This is a genomic window from Paraburkholderia ferrariae NBRC 106233 (assembly GCF_000685035.1).
Classification (GTDB): Bacteria; Pseudomonadota; Gammaproteobacteria; order Burkholderiales; family Burkholderiaceae; genus Paraburkholderia; species Paraburkholderia ferrariae.
This window is the reverse complement of the sequence record NZ_BAYB01000018.1, coordinates 237,893-252,130: the sequence shown is the minus strand read 5'-3', so window position 1 is coordinate 252,130 and position 14,238 is coordinate 237,893. Positions and strand designations below refer to the sequence as shown.

General features: G+C 64.5%; 14 protein-coding genes. 5 read left to right on the top strand and 9 right to left on the bottom strand.

The window, feature by feature from the left end; genetic code table 11:
• The 7 genes from BFE01S_RS20420 to BFE01S_RS20390 all read right to left on the bottom strand — a co-directional run.
• Nucleotides 1-771, bottom strand: a 771-nt coding sequence (locus BFE01S_RS20420) for a citrate/2-methylcitrate synthase (protein ID WP_028227099.1), incomplete at its 3' end; no start/stop codon positions are given.
• A 139-nt stretch (nt 772-910) separates the two neighbouring features.
• Entirely contained in the window at nt 911-1,177 is a 267-nt protein-coding gene (locus BFE01S_RS20415; protein ID WP_042338036.1) for an FAD assembly factor SdhE, read from the bottom strand.
• 28 nt (nt 1,178-1,205) lie between these two features.
• Nucleotides 1,206-1,907, bottom strand: a complete 702-nt coding sequence (locus BFE01S_RS20410; RefSeq protein WP_028227097.1) for a succinate dehydrogenase iron-sulfur subunit — start codon at nt 1,905-1,907, stop codon at nt 1,206-1,208.
• Nucleotides 1,908-1,935: 28 nt separating this feature from the next.
• On the bottom strand, nt 1,936-3,711 hold the full coding sequence (gene sdhA / locus BFE01S_RS20405) for a succinate dehydrogenase flavoprotein subunit (RefSeq protein WP_028227096.1): 1,776 nt from the start codon (nt 3,709-3,711) through the stop codon (nt 1,936-1,938).
• A 4-nt stretch (nt 3,712-3,715) separates the two neighbouring features.
• Nucleotides 3,716-4,084, bottom strand: coding sequence for a succinate dehydrogenase, hydrophobic membrane anchor protein (gene sdhD, locus BFE01S_RS20400; protein WP_028227095.1), 369 nt, complete (start codon nt 4,082-4,084; stop codon nt 3,716-3,718).
• Nucleotides 4,085-4,087: 3 nt separating this feature from the next.
• Nucleotides 4,088-4,504, bottom strand: a complete 417-nt coding sequence (gene sdhC / locus BFE01S_RS20395; protein ID WP_028227094.1) for a succinate dehydrogenase, cytochrome b556 subunit — start codon at nt 4,502-4,504, stop codon at nt 4,088-4,090.
• Nucleotides 4,505-4,674: 170 nt separating this feature from the next.
• Nucleotides 4,675-5,466 (bottom strand): GntR family transcriptional regulator, encoded by a 792-nt coding sequence (locus BFE01S_RS20390; protein ID WP_042338075.1) that lies wholly within the window; start codon nt 5,464-5,466, stop codon nt 4,675-4,677.
• A gap of 587 nt (nt 5,467-6,053) precedes the next feature.
• Between BFE01S_RS20390 and BFE01S_RS20385 the strand changes: the two genes are divergently transcribed.
• The 5 genes from BFE01S_RS20385 (at nt 6,054) to acnA (ending at nt 13,255) form a co-directional block, all read left to right on the top strand.
• Entirely contained in the window at nt 6,054-7,037 is a 984-nt protein-coding gene (locus tag BFE01S_RS20385; RefSeq protein WP_028227092.1) for a malate dehydrogenase, read from the top strand.
• A 207-nt stretch (nt 7,038-7,244) separates the two neighbouring features.
• Nucleotides 7,245-8,285, top strand: a complete 1,041-nt coding sequence (locus tag BFE01S_RS20380; protein WP_028227091.1) for an HpcH/HpaI aldolase/citrate lyase family protein — start codon at nt 7,245-7,247, stop codon at nt 8,283-8,285.
• Between the two features lie 109 nt (nt 8,286-8,394).
• On the top strand, nt 8,395-8,943 hold the full coding sequence (locus BFE01S_RS20375) for a hypothetical protein (protein WP_028227090.1): 549 nt from the start codon (nt 8,395-8,397) through the stop codon (nt 8,941-8,943).
• Nucleotides 8,944-8,983: 40 nt separating this feature from the next.
• Nucleotides 8,984-10,435 carry a bifunctional 2-methylcitrate dehydratase/aconitate hydratase gene (locus BFE01S_RS20370; protein ID WP_028227089.1) on the top strand — a complete coding sequence of 484 codons (1,452 nt, stop codon included), beginning with the start codon at nt 8,984-8,986 and terminating at the stop codon, nt 10,433-10,435.
• Nucleotides 10,436-10,537: 102 nt separating this feature from the next.
• On the top strand, nt 10,538-13,255 hold the full coding sequence (gene acnA / locus BFE01S_RS20365; RefSeq protein ID WP_028227088.1) for an aconitate hydratase AcnA: 2,718 nt from the start codon (nt 10,538-10,540) through the stop codon (nt 13,253-13,255).
• A 134-nt stretch (nt 13,256-13,389) separates the two neighbouring features.
• Here acnA and BFE01S_RS20360 read toward each other — a convergent pair whose 3' ends face one another.
• Together BFE01S_RS20360 and BFE01S_RS39440 are read right to left on the bottom strand one after the other, a co-directional pair.
• Nucleotides 13,390-13,797, bottom strand: a complete 408-nt coding sequence (locus BFE01S_RS20360; RefSeq protein WP_028227087.1) for a carboxymuconolactone decarboxylase family protein — start codon at nt 13,795-13,797, stop codon at nt 13,390-13,392.
• Nucleotides 13,725-14,216, bottom strand: coding sequence for a MerR family transcriptional regulator (locus BFE01S_RS39440; protein ID WP_042338033.1), 492 nt, complete (start codon nt 14,214-14,216; stop codon nt 13,725-13,727). The genes BFE01S_RS20360 and BFE01S_RS39440 overlap by 73 nt, the downstream gene beginning before the upstream one ends.
• Nucleotides 14,217-14,238: the final 22 nt, after the last annotated feature.

Genomic DNA, 14,238 nt, shown 5'->3' with positions numbered 1-14,238 from the left:
AATACACGCAAACGGGTTCGCGCCCGACGAGCCTGCGAGACGCACCGTAGAGGTCGACGCGTTCTGCTCGTGGTCCGCGTGCAGGATGAGAATGCGGTCGAGCGCGCGCACCAGCACGTCGTTGACCTTGTACTCTTCGCACGGGTTCGAGAACATCATGTGCATGAAGTTCGCGCTGTACGAGAGTTCGTTGCGCGGGTACACGAACGGCTGGCCGATCGAGTACTTGTACGCCATGGCCACGAGCGTCGGCAGCTTGGCGATCATGCGGATCGCCGAGATGTCGCGGTGACGCGGGTTATTGATGTCGAGCGAGTCGTGGTAGAACGCCGAGAGCGCGCCCACCGCGGCCACCAGAATCGCCATCGGGTGCGCGTCGCGACGGAAGCCGCGGAAGAAGAAGTGCATCTGCTCGTGCACCATCGTGTGCTGCGTGACGGTCTTCTCGAACTCGTCCTTCTCGGCCTTGTTCGGCAGCTCGCCCTTCAGGAGCAGATAGCAGGCTTCGAGGAAGTCGGCGTTTTGCGCGAGATTGTCGATCGGGTAGCCGCGGTAGAGCAGTTCGCCCTTGTCCCCGTCGATATACGTGATCGCCGAGTTGCACGCCGCCGTCGACATGAAGCCCGGGTCGTACGTGAACTTGCCGGTCTGGCCGTACAGTTTGCGGATGTCGATCACGTCCGGGCCCATGGTGCCCTTGTAGATCGGCAGTTCGACGCTCGGCGAATTGTCGCTGAACGATAGCGTGGCTTTTACATCAGACGGGGTCATAGCACATCCTCAATCGAAGATAAATACGGGATTCGATAGTTTGCACGTCGGGCGCGGCACCTGCAGAGATCGGTACAGACATCACTACGCGGACATCGCCGCGGATATCACCAGACATCGCAGCAGATACCGCCGCGCCTTACACGTTGCGAAGCAGCTCCAGCACCCGCTTCACGTCCGGGTCGGCAAGTTCGCCCTCTGGTTCCTTGCGTGCGAGAAGCAAGTCCATCAGGTCGTTATCGCTCAGCTCGAGCAGGCGCGTGAGGGCACCCACATCGGCGTCGCTGAGGTCATGCTCGTAGCGGTCGAAAAAACGCTCGAAAATCAGGTCGTTTTCGAGCAGACCGCGCCGCGCGCGCCAGCGAAGGCGTGCGCGGCGAAGGGGGTCAGACTGGTGCGATTCCATTTCAACCAATTTCAACCGATACGCCGCGTCAAACCGCGCGGCGAACCATCAGTTCCTTGATCTTGCCGATCGCCTTCGTCGGGTTCAGGCCCTTCGGGCAAACGTCGACGCAGTTCATGATCGTGTGGCAACGGAACAGGCGGTACGGATCTTCCAGGTTGTCCAGACGCTCGCCGGTGGCTTCGTCGCGGCTGTCCGCGATGAAGCGGTAGGCTTGCAGCAGACCGGCCGGGCCGACGAACTTGTCCGGGTTCCACCAGAAGCTCGGGCACGACGTCGAGCAGCTCGCGCACAGAATACACTCGTACACGCCGTCGAGCTCGTCGCGCTGTTCGGGCGACTGCAGGCGCTCCTTCTCGGGCGGCGGCGTGTCGTTGATCAGGTACGGCTTGATCGAGTGGTACTGGTTGAAGAAGTGCGTCATGTCGACGATCAGGTCGCGCACGACGGGCAGGCCCGGCAGCGGACGCAGCACGATCTTCTGCGGCAGCTCGTTCAGGTTCGTGAGACACGCCAGACCGTTCTTGCCGTTGATGTTCATGGCGTCCGAACCGCACACGCCTTCGCGGCACGAACGGCGGAACGACAGCGTTTCGTCCAGTTCCTTGAGCTTCAGCAGCGCGTCGAGCAGCATGCGCTCGTGCGTGATTTCCAGCTCGTACGACTGCATGCGCGGCGCCGCGTCCTTGTCCGGATCGTAGCGGTAGACTTCAAAAATTCGTTTGGCCATTTCCGATTCCTTTTGACTGGCTTGTCGCTTAGAACGTACGCGCCTTCGGCGGCACCGATTCGACGGTCAGCGGTTGCATGTGAACCGGCTTGTATTCGAGTCGGTTGTCGTCGCTGTACCACAGCGTGTGGCGCAGCCAGTTTTCGTCGTCGCGATGTTCGAAGTCGCTCTGCGCGTGCGCGCCGCGGCTTTCCTTGCGGGCTTCGGCCGAGACCATCGTTGCGCGCGCAACTTCGACCAGGTTCGCCACTTCGAGCGCTTCCACGCGCGCCGTGTTGAACACCTTCGACTTGTCCTTCAGGTGGATGTGCTTCGCACGCTCCGCCACTTGCGCGATTTCCTTCACGCCTTCGGCCAGCAGGGCCGAGGTGCGGAACACGCCGGCGTGCTTCTGCATCGTGCCGCGGATGTCGTTCGCCACGCTCTGCGCGTATTCGCCCGAGTTCGAGTTGTCGAGCGCGGCAAGACGGGCCAGCGAGAAGTCGCCCGCATCGGCCGGCAGCGGCTTGTGATCGCGCTGCTCCTTCACGTGCTTGACGATGTGGTTGCCGGCCGCGCGGCCGAACACCACGAGGTCGAGCAGCGAGTTCGTGCCGAGGCGGTTCGCGCCGTGCACCGAAACGCACGAGCATTCGCCCACGGCGTAGAAGCCGTTGATGGGATCTTCGTGACCCTTCGACGTACCCACGACCTGGCCGTGGATGTTCGTCGGGATGCCGCCCATCTGGTAATGGATGGTCGGCACGACCGGGATCGGTTCCTTGATGCAGTCCACGTTCGCGAACTTCAGCGCGATTTCGCGGATCGACGGCAGACGCTTCATGATCGTCTCGGCGCCGATGTGCGAGAGGTCGAGCAGCACGTGGTCCTTGTGCGGACCCACGCCACGGCCTTCCTTGATTTCCTGGTCCATCGAACGCGAGACGAAGTCGCGCGGTGCGAGGTCCTTCAGCGTCGGTGCGTAGCGTTCCATGAAGCGCTCGCCGTTGGCGTTGCGCAGAATGCCGCCTTCGCCGCGCACGCCTTCGGTAATCAGCACGCCCGCGCCGGCCACGCCGGTCGGGTGGAACTGCCAGAACTCCATGTCCTGCAGCGCGATGCCCGCACGGGCCGCCATGCCGAGGCCGTCACCCGTGTTGATGAATGCGTTGGTCGACGCCGCGAAGATCCGGCCCGCGCCGCCCGTGGCGAAGAGGGTGGTCTTGCCTTCGAGGATGTAGACGTCGCCCGTTTCCATTTCGAGCGCGGTCACGCCCAGCACGTCGCCTTCGGCGTCGCGGATCAGGTCGAGCGCCATCCATTCGACGAAGAACGTGGTCTTCGCCGCGACGTTCTGCTGGTACAGCGTGTGCAGCAGCGCGTGGCCGGTACGGTCGGCAGCAGCACAGGCGCGCTGAACCGGCTTCTCGCCGTAGTTGGCCGTGTGGCCGCCGAACGGGCGCTGGTAGATCGTGCCGTCGGCATTGCGGTCGAACGGCATGCCCATGTGTTCGAGCTCGTACACGGCGTTCGGCGCTTCGCGGCACATGAACTCGATCGCGTCCTGGTCGCCGAGCCAGTCGGAACCCTTGATCGTGTCGTAGAAGTGGTAGTGCCAGTTGTCTTCGCTCATGTTGCCGAGCGATGCACCGATGCCGCCTTGAGCCGCGACCGTGTGCGAACGCGTCGGGAACACCTTCGAGAGCACGCAGACCGACAGGCCCGCGCGGGCGAGTTGCAGCGACGCGCGCATCCCCGAGCCGCCCGCGCCGACGATAACCACGTCGAACTTGCGACGCGGCAGAGAATTCTTGATTGCAGCCATTCTTTTACACTCTCCAGAGAATCTGAGCGGCGTAGCCGAGGCTGCCCAGCAGCCATGCGATCGTCAGCACGTCCAGCGTGATACGCAGGCCGACCGGCTTGATGTAATCCATCCAGATGTCGCGCACGCCGATCCAGGCGTGATAGAACAGCGCGACCAGCGTGACGAAGGTGGCGAGCTTCATCCACTGCGCGGCGAAGATCGATGCCCAGCCGTCGTACGAAAAATCGTGCGCGCCGAAGAACAGCACGAGCAGGACGATCGTGTAGACCGCCATGATGACCGCGGTGGCGCGTTGCGCGATCCAGTCGCGCAGGCCGTAGTGAGCGCCGACGACGAGGCGCTTCGGACCGATTCCGTTTTTGGCAGACATGTTTTAGAACGCTCCGAAGAGTTTCGCCGCGAAGGCGATCGTGAGGACCGAGGAGACGATCACGACAACGAGGGAAGTCGACTTGCCCTGCTGCTTGCCGGCCAGCCCATGGTTGAAATCCATGAACAGGTGGCGCACGCCGGCGCAGAAGTGGAAGAGGAACGCCCATCCGAGAACCAGCACGATGAGCTTGACGACGATATTGGAGAGGAAAGCCTGGAAGACCTGGAAGCTGAGTTCCGACGTGAGGCTCTGGTCAAACAGATACAGCAGGAAAGGCAGGAAGATGAACAGCAGCGCACCGCTCACACGGTGACCGATCGATACGCGACCTGCTAGCGGCAGGCGGTAGGCGAACAATATCTGCCCAATCCCGATGTTCCGGTATTCCGGCCTCGGTTTTTTTGCGGCTTCAGCCATGCTAGACCCCTACTATGTAGAAACACTAATATGCAATTTTACCGCCTTTTCATATCGCGCTGCAGCGAAATCCACGCCTGCCGGCTGCTTCCGTGCGCGCGCAATGATGGCGCATGGGGACCGGGGCGCCGCCGCGCTGCCTCTCTCGTGCAGGGGCGCGCCACCCCGCTTCAACTCAAATCATTCTGATAGTAATACCCGGTTGTGACATACCATCCGCGGCGCACTTCGACCGGCCGGTCTCCATAGGTATAGGACACGCGATCGACCGAAAGCAATGGAAAACCGGCAGGCACGTTGAGCAGGTCGGCCACGGCCGGGTCCGCCGCCACCGCGCGGATCTTTTCCGTCGCGCGGATCATGCGGGTGCCGAAATCGGCCTCGAACATGGCGTAGAGCGGCCCCTTGTACTCGGCGAGGCGCTCCGCGGTCAGGCCGCGGAACACGGCGCCGGGCAGCCAGATTTCGTCGAGCACGGTGGCCTCGCCGTCGAACTGCAGCAGGCGGCGGATCAGCACTACCGGGTCGGACGGCTTCAGGTCCAGCTGCCGCGCGATGTCGGCCGAGGCGCGCAGGCGCCGGCACTCGAGCAGCTTGCTGATGTGGGGGTGTTCGGCGCCGTCATCGGCCAGCAATCTCAGAAAGCGAAACTGGGCGCGTTCTTCATTGTGCGTTGCAACGAAAGTGCCCTTGCCCTGACGGCGCACCAGCAGGTTGTCCGCGGCGAGTTCGTCGATCGCCTTGCGCACGGTCCCCTGGCTCACCTTGTAGCGGCCGGCCAGTTCGACTTCGCTGGGAATGATCTCGCCGGGCTTCCATTCGCCGGATTCGAGGCTCTGCGTAATGAGCCCCTTGATCTGCTGATAGAGCGGGCTGAAGGTCGGCGACGCGGCCGGCGCGGATGCGCCCGCGCCGCTCTCGGGAGCGGGGGGATTCGCGTTGCTGGCCGGGTTCGCACTCATGGCGCGCATTTCAACATAAAGCCCCCCCGCGAGTCCAGCATTTCTCCTGCAACAGATATGTCTTATATAAGACATAAGATACGGTTGACTTTGACCCTTCCCGCTCCTACACTGCCGTTCGAGCAAGGGTTGGCGGGCCGGTTCGCGCAAAGAACGGCGCGGGCCGCCGGCAGTGTCGGCCTCGGGCGCAGGACGCCTGCGGCCACCTTCGCATCGCGTTGTCCCCTCACCGCAGTAGACGCAGTAGAGGTTTCGATCCGCCTTCTCGTCGCGCGCCCGGCGCACGGCTTCGTGGACCAGCCGAAAGCGAGCTGTTGCAGGAGTCGGCACACCCTGATGCGGCTGCGCGAGGCGTCCCTGCCCTCCCGAGGGCATCCCCGCAATCGCACTCCCCTCCCTCCCCTCGCTCGTGTCGCAGCACAGGTTACCGGCCTGGCGGCCAGAAGCCGCTGCGCGCCCTCCGGCCGTCTTCCGGCAGCCGGACACGCCGCGGCCTGACGCCAGCCTGTTTCACCAACGCTTCGCGTAACGCGCATATAGAATGGCGTTTTACCCTGGCGTCTAACGCATCTTCCTGGAGATTTTCAATGGCTAAGCCCGCAAAGCGCGTTGCCGTCACCGGCGCCGCAGGTCAGATCGCATACTCCCTGCTGTTCCGCATCGCGAACGGCGACCTGCTCGGCAAGGATCAGCCCGTCATCCTGCAACTGCTCGACCTGCCGCAAGCGCAAGCCGCCGTCAAGGGCGTCGTGATGGAACTGGACGACTGCGCATTCCCGCTGCTCGCGGGCGTGGTCATCACCGACGACCCGAAGGTTGCGTTCAAGGACGCCGACGTCGCCCTGCTGGTGGGCGCCCGTCCGCGCTCGAAGGGCATGGAGCGCAAGGACCTGCTCTCGGCCAACGCCGAAATCTTCACGGTTCAGGGCAAGGCCCTGAACGACGTCGCAAGCCGCGACGTGAAGGTGCTCGTGGTCGGCAACCCGGCCAACACGAACGCCTACATTGCCATGAAGTCGGCGCCGGATCTGCCGAAGAAGAACTTCACGGCCATGCTGCGCCTGGACCACAACCGCGCGCTCTCGCAACTGGCGGCCAAGTCGGGCAAGCCGGTCGCTTCGATCGAGAAGCTCGCCGTGTGGGGCAACCACTCGCCGACGATGTACCCCGACTACCGTTTCGCCACGGTCGACGGCCAGTCGCTCAACGCGCTGATCAGCGACGACGAATGGAACCGCAACACCTTCATCCCGACCGTGGGCAAGCGCGGCGCGGCGATCATCGAAGCGCGCGGCCTCTCGTCGGCGGCATCGGCGGCTAACGCGGCCATCGACCACGTGCGCGACTGGGTGCTCGGCACCAACGGCAAGTGGGTCACGATGGGCATCCCGTCGGACGGCTCGTACGGCATCCCCGAAGACATCATCTACGGCGTGCCGGTGACCTGCGAAAACGGCGAGTACAAGCGTGTGGAAGGCCTCGAAATCGACGCGTTCTCGCGCGAGAAGATGGACGGCACGCTGAACGAACTGCTCGAAGAGCGCGAGGGCGTCGCTCACCTGCTCAAGTAAGTCCGGTCTTTCGCGCGCCGGCGGCCTCGGGGCGGCTCGCGCGCGAAAAAAAGCAGGCAGGTGCGCGCGTACGGCGGCCGGGTTTGTCACGAAACCGCGTTATCTACCGCACCTGATCCGGACGCGCCTTGCCCGCCGCACCGTGCCGGCCGCGCAGGGCGCATCCGAATCAGGTTCACCTCTCCAACTCGACCCCTGACGCCGACAATGCGCGCCCTCACCCCCGCCGAAGTGTTGTTTGACGGCGAAGCGCCGCCCCCTCTGCTGCCCGCGTGCGACCACTACGCCGGCAGCGAGAAGCTGATGTTGAAGTCGCTCGCGCTGCAGCAGCAGCTCGGGCCGGTGTTCGACATCACGCTCGATTGCGAGGACGGCGCCCAGGTGGGCCAGGAGGCGGCGCACGCCGAGCTCGCGGCCTCGCTCCTCGGCAGCGAACACGACCGCTACGGCCGCGTGGGCGTGCGCATCCACGACTTCCATCACCCGCACTGGCGCGACGACGTGCGCCTGATCCTGCGCGCCGCAAAGCGCGCGCCGGCCTTCATCACGCTGCCCAAGATCCGCGCCGTGGGCGACGCCGCCGAAATGGTCGCGTTCATCGAGGCGACGCGCGTGGAAATGGGCATCGACAAGCCGATTCCCGCCCAGTTGCTGGTGGAAACGCACGGCGCGCTCGCGCGCGTGTTCGACCTCGCGGCGCTGCGCGGCGTGGAATCGCTCAGCTTCGGCCTGATGGACTTCGTTTCCGCGCACGACGGCGCCATTCCCGACACGGCCATGCGCTCGCCGGGCCAGTTCGATCATCCGCTCGTGCGCCGCGCGAAGCTGGAAATCGCCGCGGCATGCCACGCGTTCGGCAAGGTGCCCTCCCACAATGTCAGCACCGAGGTGCGCGACATGGGCGTGGTCGCGAACGACGCGGCCCGCGCGCGCAACGAATTCGGCTACACGCGCATGTGGAGCATCCATCCGGCGCAGATTCCCGTCATCGTTGCCGCGTTCGCGCCGCGCGACGAGGAAATCGCGCTGGCCGCCGGAATCCTGCTCGCCGCGCAAAACGCGCACTGGGGACCGACGCGCCATGGCGACACGCTGCACGACCGCGCGAGCTACCGCTACTACTGGTCCGTCCTGCGGCGGGCCCGGGCCTCGGGCCGCGCGATCCCCGCGGAAGCCGCGCCGTTGTTCGCGCGCGGCGAGTTTGCAGCACGCGAAGCGGGAGAAATTGAAGTCCATGGCCATAAATAGGCGAAAATAGCGTCCGCTGCGCGCTTTCGGGGCGCACGCAGTGCTCGCAGGCGGCCGCACAGCGGCCGCGCACTGATCAACCGAATTTGAGAGATAAAGGTCTGACTCCATGAAGAAATTGCTGATCGCCGCCGTCGTTGGCGCACTGTCCACGTCGATGATGCTGGCCGCGACCGACGCTGCCGCCCAGACATCGTCGGCTACGGCGAGCGCCAGGAAGTCCACCGCGACGCCGAAGAAGCCGGCCCCGAAGCATCGCATCATCAAGCGCAAGCCCAATCCGGCCAAGGAAGCCAAGGTCGATCCGATCCCGGAAGGCTCGGAGCACTGGAGCTGCGCCGAAGGCCTCGCGTTCGACCTGAAGGGCGACATGGCGCGTGACCAGATCGTGACGGTTCACTGGGCGAACAAGAACTACAACCTGCCGCGCCAGGTCACGACGACGGGCGCCGACCGCTTCCACGACGCCGCCACGGGTCTCGACCTCGTCGTGATCCCGACGAAGGCGATGCTGTTCTCGGATAAGGACAGCTCGCGCCTCGCCGACGAGTGCAAGACTGTTGCAATGCAGCAAGGCGCCCTCGCGCCGACCCAGGCGAACGCGCTGAACCCGGCGAACCGCGCCCCCGCCGCCGCAAGCGGCGCCAACGGCCAGTAAGCCGCAGCCGGCACCTACAGGAAGCCTCCGGAAGGCCTCGATGTCCGCTCCGATCTCCAATGTCCGGCCACAGCCGGATCAGGTACTCGTCGATATCGTCGACTATGTCCTGAACGAGCCTGTTTCCAGCGCGCTCGCGCTGGAAACGGCGCGTCATTGCCTGATCGACACGCTGGGCTGCGGACTCGAGGCGCTTTCCTACCCGGCGTGCACCAAGCTGCTGGGACCGATCGTGCCGGGCACGATCGTCCCGCACGGCGCGAAGGTGCCGGGCACGCCCTACCAGCTCGACCCGGTTCAGGCCGCCTTCAACATCGGCGCGATGATCCGCTGGCTCGACTTCAACGACACCTGGCTCGCCGCCGAATGGGGCCACCCGTCGGACAACCTGGGCGGCATTCTCGCCACCGCCGACTGGCTCTCGCGCACGGCCGTCGCCGGCGGCAAGCCACCGCTCACCATGAAGGACGTGCTCGCCGGCATGGTGAAGGCGCACGAGATCCAGGGCTGCATTGCGCTGGAAAACTCGTTCAACAAGGTCGGTCTCGACCACGTGCTGCTCGTGAAGCTCGCCTCGACCGCCGTGGTCGGCCAGTTGCTCGGACTCACGCGCGACGAGCTCGTCAACGCGGTCTCGCTCGCGATGGTCGACGGCCAGGCGCTGCGCACCTATCGCCACGCGCCCAACACCGGCTCGCGCAAGTCGTGGGCCGCCGGCGACGCCACCTCGCGCGCCGTGCGCCTCGCGCTGATCGCGAAGACGGGCGAGATGGGCTACCCCTCGGCGCTCAGCGCGAAAACCTGGGGCTTCTACGACGTCTCGTTCAAGGGACAGCCGTTTCGCTTCCAGCGCCCCTACGGCACGTACGTGATGGAAAACGTGCTGTTCAAGATTTCGTTTCCCGCCGAATTCCACGCGCAGACCGCGGCCGAAGCGGCCATGACGCTGCACGGCCTGCTCGCGCAGCAGGGGAAGACGGCGGAGGACATCAGGCGGGTCACCCTCCGCACGCACGAAGCGGCGCTCCGCATCATCGACAAGACCGGGCCGCTCGCGAACCCGGCGGACCGCGACCACTGCATCCAGTACATGGTGGCCGTGCCGCTCCTCTTCGGGCGCCTCACGGCCGCCGACTACGAGGACGACGTGGCGCGCGATCCGCGCATCGACGCGCTGCGCGCGAAGACGGTCTGCGTCGAAGACCCGCAGTTCACGAAGGATTACCACGATCCCGGCAAGCGTTCGATCGCGAATGCGCTGCGCGTCGAGTTCAACGACGGCACGACGCTCGGCGAAGTCGTGGTGGAATACCCGATCGGCCACCGGCGGCGGCGCGACGAAGGCATCCCGCTGCTGGTCGAGAAGTTCCGCACCAACCTCGCGCGCCGCTTCCCCGCGAAGCAGCAGCAGGCGATTCTCGATGTCTCGCTCGACGCAGCGCGGCTTCACGCCCTGCCCGTCAACGAATACGTCGATCTGTATGTAACCTGAGCGTGAACCGGGCAGCCGGGCCGCGGACAGGCGAGCATCAGTCAGTAACCGCAGCAAACGTGTAGTAAGCGTAATTTCCGCGATTAAACGAAGGAAAACACCATGGCCCACAATCTCCACAAAACGCTAAAGGATTTCGACAGCGGTTCCGGCAAAGGCAAGTTCTACTCGCTGCCGCAACTCGGCAAGCAGCTCGGCGTGAAGATCCATCGCCTGCCGGTCTCGATCCGTATCGTGCTCGAGTCCGTGCTGCGTAACTACGACGGCAAGAAGATCGCGGAAGAGCACATCGAGCAACTCGCGAACTGGAAGCCGACCGCCGGACGCGTCGACGAAATTCCGTTCGTCGTTGCGCGCGTCGTGCTGCAGGACTTCACGGGTGTGCCGCTGCTCGCCGACATCGCTGCCATGCGCGGTGTCGCGAAGGAAGTCGGCAAGGATCCGAAGGTCATCGAGCCGCTCGTGCCGGTGGATCTCGTCGTGGACCACTCGGTGCAGATCGACTACTTCCGCCAGAAGGACGCGCTCGACCTGAACATGAAGCTGGAATTCCAGCGCAACAACGAGCGCTACCAGTTCATGAAGTGGGGCATGCAGGCGTTCGACACGTTCAAGGTCGTGCCGCCGGGCATCGGCATCGTCCACCAGGTGAACCTCGAATATCTCGCGCGCGGCGTGCACAAGAAGGCCGAAGGCGGCGACACGGTGTACTACCCCGACACGCTCGTCGGCACCGACTCGCACACCACGATGATCAACGGCATCGGCGTGGTGGGCTGGGGCGTGGGCGGCATCGAGGCGGAAGCGGGCATGCTCGGCCAGCCGGTGTACTTCCTCACGCCGGACGTGGTGGGCGTGGAGCTCAAGGGCAAGCTGCGCGAAGGCTGCACGGCCACCGACCTCGTGCTCACGATCACCGAACTGCTGCGCAAGGAAAAGGTGGTCGGCAAGTTCGTCGAATTCTTCGGCGAAGGCACGGCCTCGCTGTCGCTGCCGGACCGCGCGACCATCGGCAACATGGCGCCGGAATACGGCGCGACCATGGGCTTCTTCCCGGTCGACGAAAAGACCATCGACTACTTCAAGGGCACGGGCCGCACCGAAGCGGAAATCTCGGCATTCGAGAACTACTTCAAGGCGCAGGAGCTCTTCGGCATTCCGAAGGCCGGCGACATCGACTACACCAAGACGCTCACGCTGGACCTCGCAACGGTCGCGCCCTCGCTGGCCGGTCCGAAGCGCCCGCAAGACCGCATCGAAATCGGCAACGTGAAGTCCACCTTCACCGACCTGTTCTCGAAGCCGGTCGCGGAAAACGGCTTCAACAAGAAGGCCGCCGACCTCACGGCCGAATACCCGGTGACCGACAAGGTCAAACTGCACAACGGCGACGTGCTGATCGCGGCCATCACCTCGTGCACGAACACCTCGAACCCGAGCGTGCTGCTGGCTGCCGGCCTGCTGGCGAAGAAGGCCGTGGAAGCCGGCCTCACGGTCGCACCGCACATCAAGACCTCGCTCGCCCCGGGGTCGCGCATCGTCACGGAATACCTGACGAAAACGGGCCTGCTGCCGTACCTCTCGAAGCTCGGCTTCGAACTGGCGGCCTACGGCTGCACGACCTGTATCGGCAACGCCGGCGACCTCACGCCGGAACTGAACGAGTCGATCACGAAGAACGACGTCGTGGCGGCAGCCGTGCTCTCGGGCAACCGCAACTTCGAAGCGCGTATCCACCCGAACATCCGCGCGAACTTCCTCGCTTCGCCGCCGCTGGTGGTGGCCTACGCGATCGCGGGCAACATCACGCGCGACCTGATGACCGAGCCGGTGGGCAAGGGCAAGGGCGGCCGCGACATCTACCTGGGCGACATCTGGCCGACCAGCGAAGAAGTCAACGCGCTGCTCAAGTTTGCCCTCGACGCGGACGTTTACCAGAAGAACTACGCCCAGCTCACGAAGAAGGGCGACCTGTGGAGCAAGATCGAAGGCGAAGAAGGCCAGGTCTATGACTGGCCGAAGTCCACCTACATCGCCGAGCCGCCGTTCTTCGGCAAGGACTTCTCGATGACGCCGGCTTCGTCGATCGCCCCGGTGACGGGCGCGCGCGCGCTCGGCATCTTCGGCGATTCGGTGACGACCGACCACATCAGCCCGGCCGGCTCGATCAAGGAAGACTCGCCGGCAGGCAAGTGGCTGAAGGCGAACGGCGTGCAGAAGGCCGACTTCAACAGCTACGGCTCGCGCCGCGGCAACCACGACGTGATGATGCGCGGCACCTTCGCGAACGTGCGCATCAAGAACCTGATGATCCCGGCGAAGGCCGACGGCACGCGCGTGGAAGGCGGCCTGACGATTCACCAGCCGAGCGGCGAACAGCTCTCGATCTACGACGCAGCGATGAAGTACATCGACGCCGGCACGCCGACCGTCGTGTTCGCGGGCGAAGAGTACGGCACGGGCTCGTCGCGCGACTGGGCCGCGAAGGGCACGCAGCTTCTCGGCGTGAAGGCCGTGGTGGCGCGCAGCTTCGAGCGCATCCACCGCTCGAACCTCGTGGGCATGGGCGTGCTGCCGCTGCAGTTCAAGGGCTCGGACAGCGTCCAGTCGCTCGGCATTACGGGTGAAGAGACGTTCGACGTCGAAGGTCTCGGCAACGACTTCAAGCCGCAACAGGAAGTGACGCTCGTGATCCATCGCAAGGACGGCAAGTCGCAGCGCGTTCCGGTTCTGCTTCGTATCGACACGCCGATCGAAGTGGACTACTACAAGCACGGCGGTATCCTGCCGTTCGTGCTGCGCTCGCTGCTGGCCGCCTAAACGCTTTGCAGGTGCTGCATCCGGCAACGGATGCAGTCACACTTGGAAGCCCGACGAAAGTCGGGCTTTTTTTTCGGCTGCGCTTTCTTGTCCGTGCTTTCGTCGGTCCGCGAGCCGCCCGGCGGGACCGGGCCTCACTCTCTCGCAGCAAAAACTTCCCTGGCCGCAAACAACGCATTGAGGGCAGCGGGAAAGCCCGCGTAAAGCGCCATCTGCATGAACACCTCGACGATCTCGTCGCGCGAGCAGCCGACGTTGAGCGCGGCCTCGATATGAATCTTCAACTGCGGCTGCGCATTTCCGAGTGCGGCCAACGCGGCAATCGTGGCGATCTCTCGTGCGCGCAAGTCGAGTTGAGGCCGGCTATAAACGTCGCCAAAACCGAATTCGATCAGCAGGTGCCCGAAGTCCGGCGCAATGGGCGCGAGCGCGGCGATCACGCGCTCGCCCGCTTCGCCGTCGATTTCCTTCAGCTTTTGCCAGCCCTGCGCGTAGCGGTCGAGGTTCCGGGTGGTTGTGCCTGCATCGATTCCGCTTTCCATGGCGAGTCCTCTCTGTGTCGATCTGTTCGGGAAGAATCGTCATGTCGCATCGCGTCGCGTTCGGCCGTTTCGTACCACGCGATCTTGTCCGTGATGGCGGACAGATTCGCCTGCAATTCGGCAATACGCGCACGGACCGCCTCGCGGTGCTGGGCGAGCATCTCGCGCCTCGCGCCGTAGGTCGCGTCGCCCTGCGCGCGCAATTCGGCAAACGCGCGGATTTCGCTGATCGGCATGCCCGTCGCCTTCAACCGCATGACGAATTGCAGCCAGTCCAGATCCGCAGCCGAATAGAGTCGATGGCCGCCGCCATTGCGTCCCACCACGCGCAGCAAGCCTGCCTGCTCGTAGTAGCGCAGCGTATGGGCGGAAACGCCGGTGGCAGCCGCCACCTGACCGATCGTGAGCGATTTCGACATGACGGATCTCAGGTTAGGACTT

Excerpts from the sequence above, each read along its gene's own strand:
- sdhC (WP_028227094.1), bottom strand. The coding sequence starts at position 4,504 with ATGGCTGAAGCCGCAAAAAAACCGAGGCCGGAATACCGGAACATCGGG.
- BFE01S_RS20390 (WP_042338075.1), bottom strand. The coding sequence starts at position 5,466 with ATGAGTGCGAACCCGGCCAGCAACGCGAATCCCCCCGCTCCCGAGAGC.
- sdhA (WP_028227096.1), bottom strand. The coding sequence starts at position 3,711 with ATGGCTGCAATCAAGAATTCTCTGCCGCGTCGCAAGTTCGACGTGGTT.
- BFE01S_RS20380 (WP_028227091.1), top strand. The coding sequence starts at position 7,245 with ATGCGCGCCCTCACCCCCGCCGAAGTGTTGTTTGACGGCGAAGCGCCG.
- BFE01S_RS20415 (WP_042338036.1), bottom strand. The coding sequence starts at position 1,177 with ATGGAATCGCACCAGTCTGACCCCCTTCGCCGCGCACGCCTTCGCTGG.
- BFE01S_RS20410 (WP_028227097.1), bottom strand. The coding sequence starts at position 1,907 with ATGGCCAAACGAATTTTTGAAGTCTACCGCTACGATCCGGACAAGGAC.
- BFE01S_RS20385 (WP_028227092.1), top strand. The coding sequence starts at position 6,054 with ATGGCTAAGCCCGCAAAGCGCGTTGCCGTCACCGGCGCCGCAGGTCAG.
- BFE01S_RS20375 (WP_028227090.1), top strand. The coding sequence starts at position 8,395 with ATGAAGAAATTGCTGATCGCCGCCGTCGTTGGCGCACTGTCCACGTCG.
- sdhD (WP_028227095.1), bottom strand. The coding sequence starts at position 4,084 with ATGTCTGCCAAAAACGGAATCGGTCCGAAGCGCCTCGTCGTCGGCGCT.
- acnA (WP_028227088.1), top strand. The coding sequence starts at position 10,538 with ATGGCCCACAATCTCCACAAAACGCTAAAGGATTTCGACAGCGGTTCC.
- BFE01S_RS20370 (WP_028227089.1), top strand. The coding sequence starts at position 8,984 with ATGTCCGCTCCGATCTCCAATGTCCGGCCACAGCCGGATCAGGTACTC.
- BFE01S_RS39440 (WP_042338033.1), bottom strand. The coding sequence starts at position 14,216 with ATGTCGAAATCGCTCACGATCGGTCAGGTGGCGGCTGCCACCGGCGTT.
- BFE01S_RS20360 (WP_028227087.1), bottom strand. The coding sequence starts at position 13,797 with ATGGAAAGCGGAATCGATGCAGGCACAACCACCCGGAACCTCGACCGC.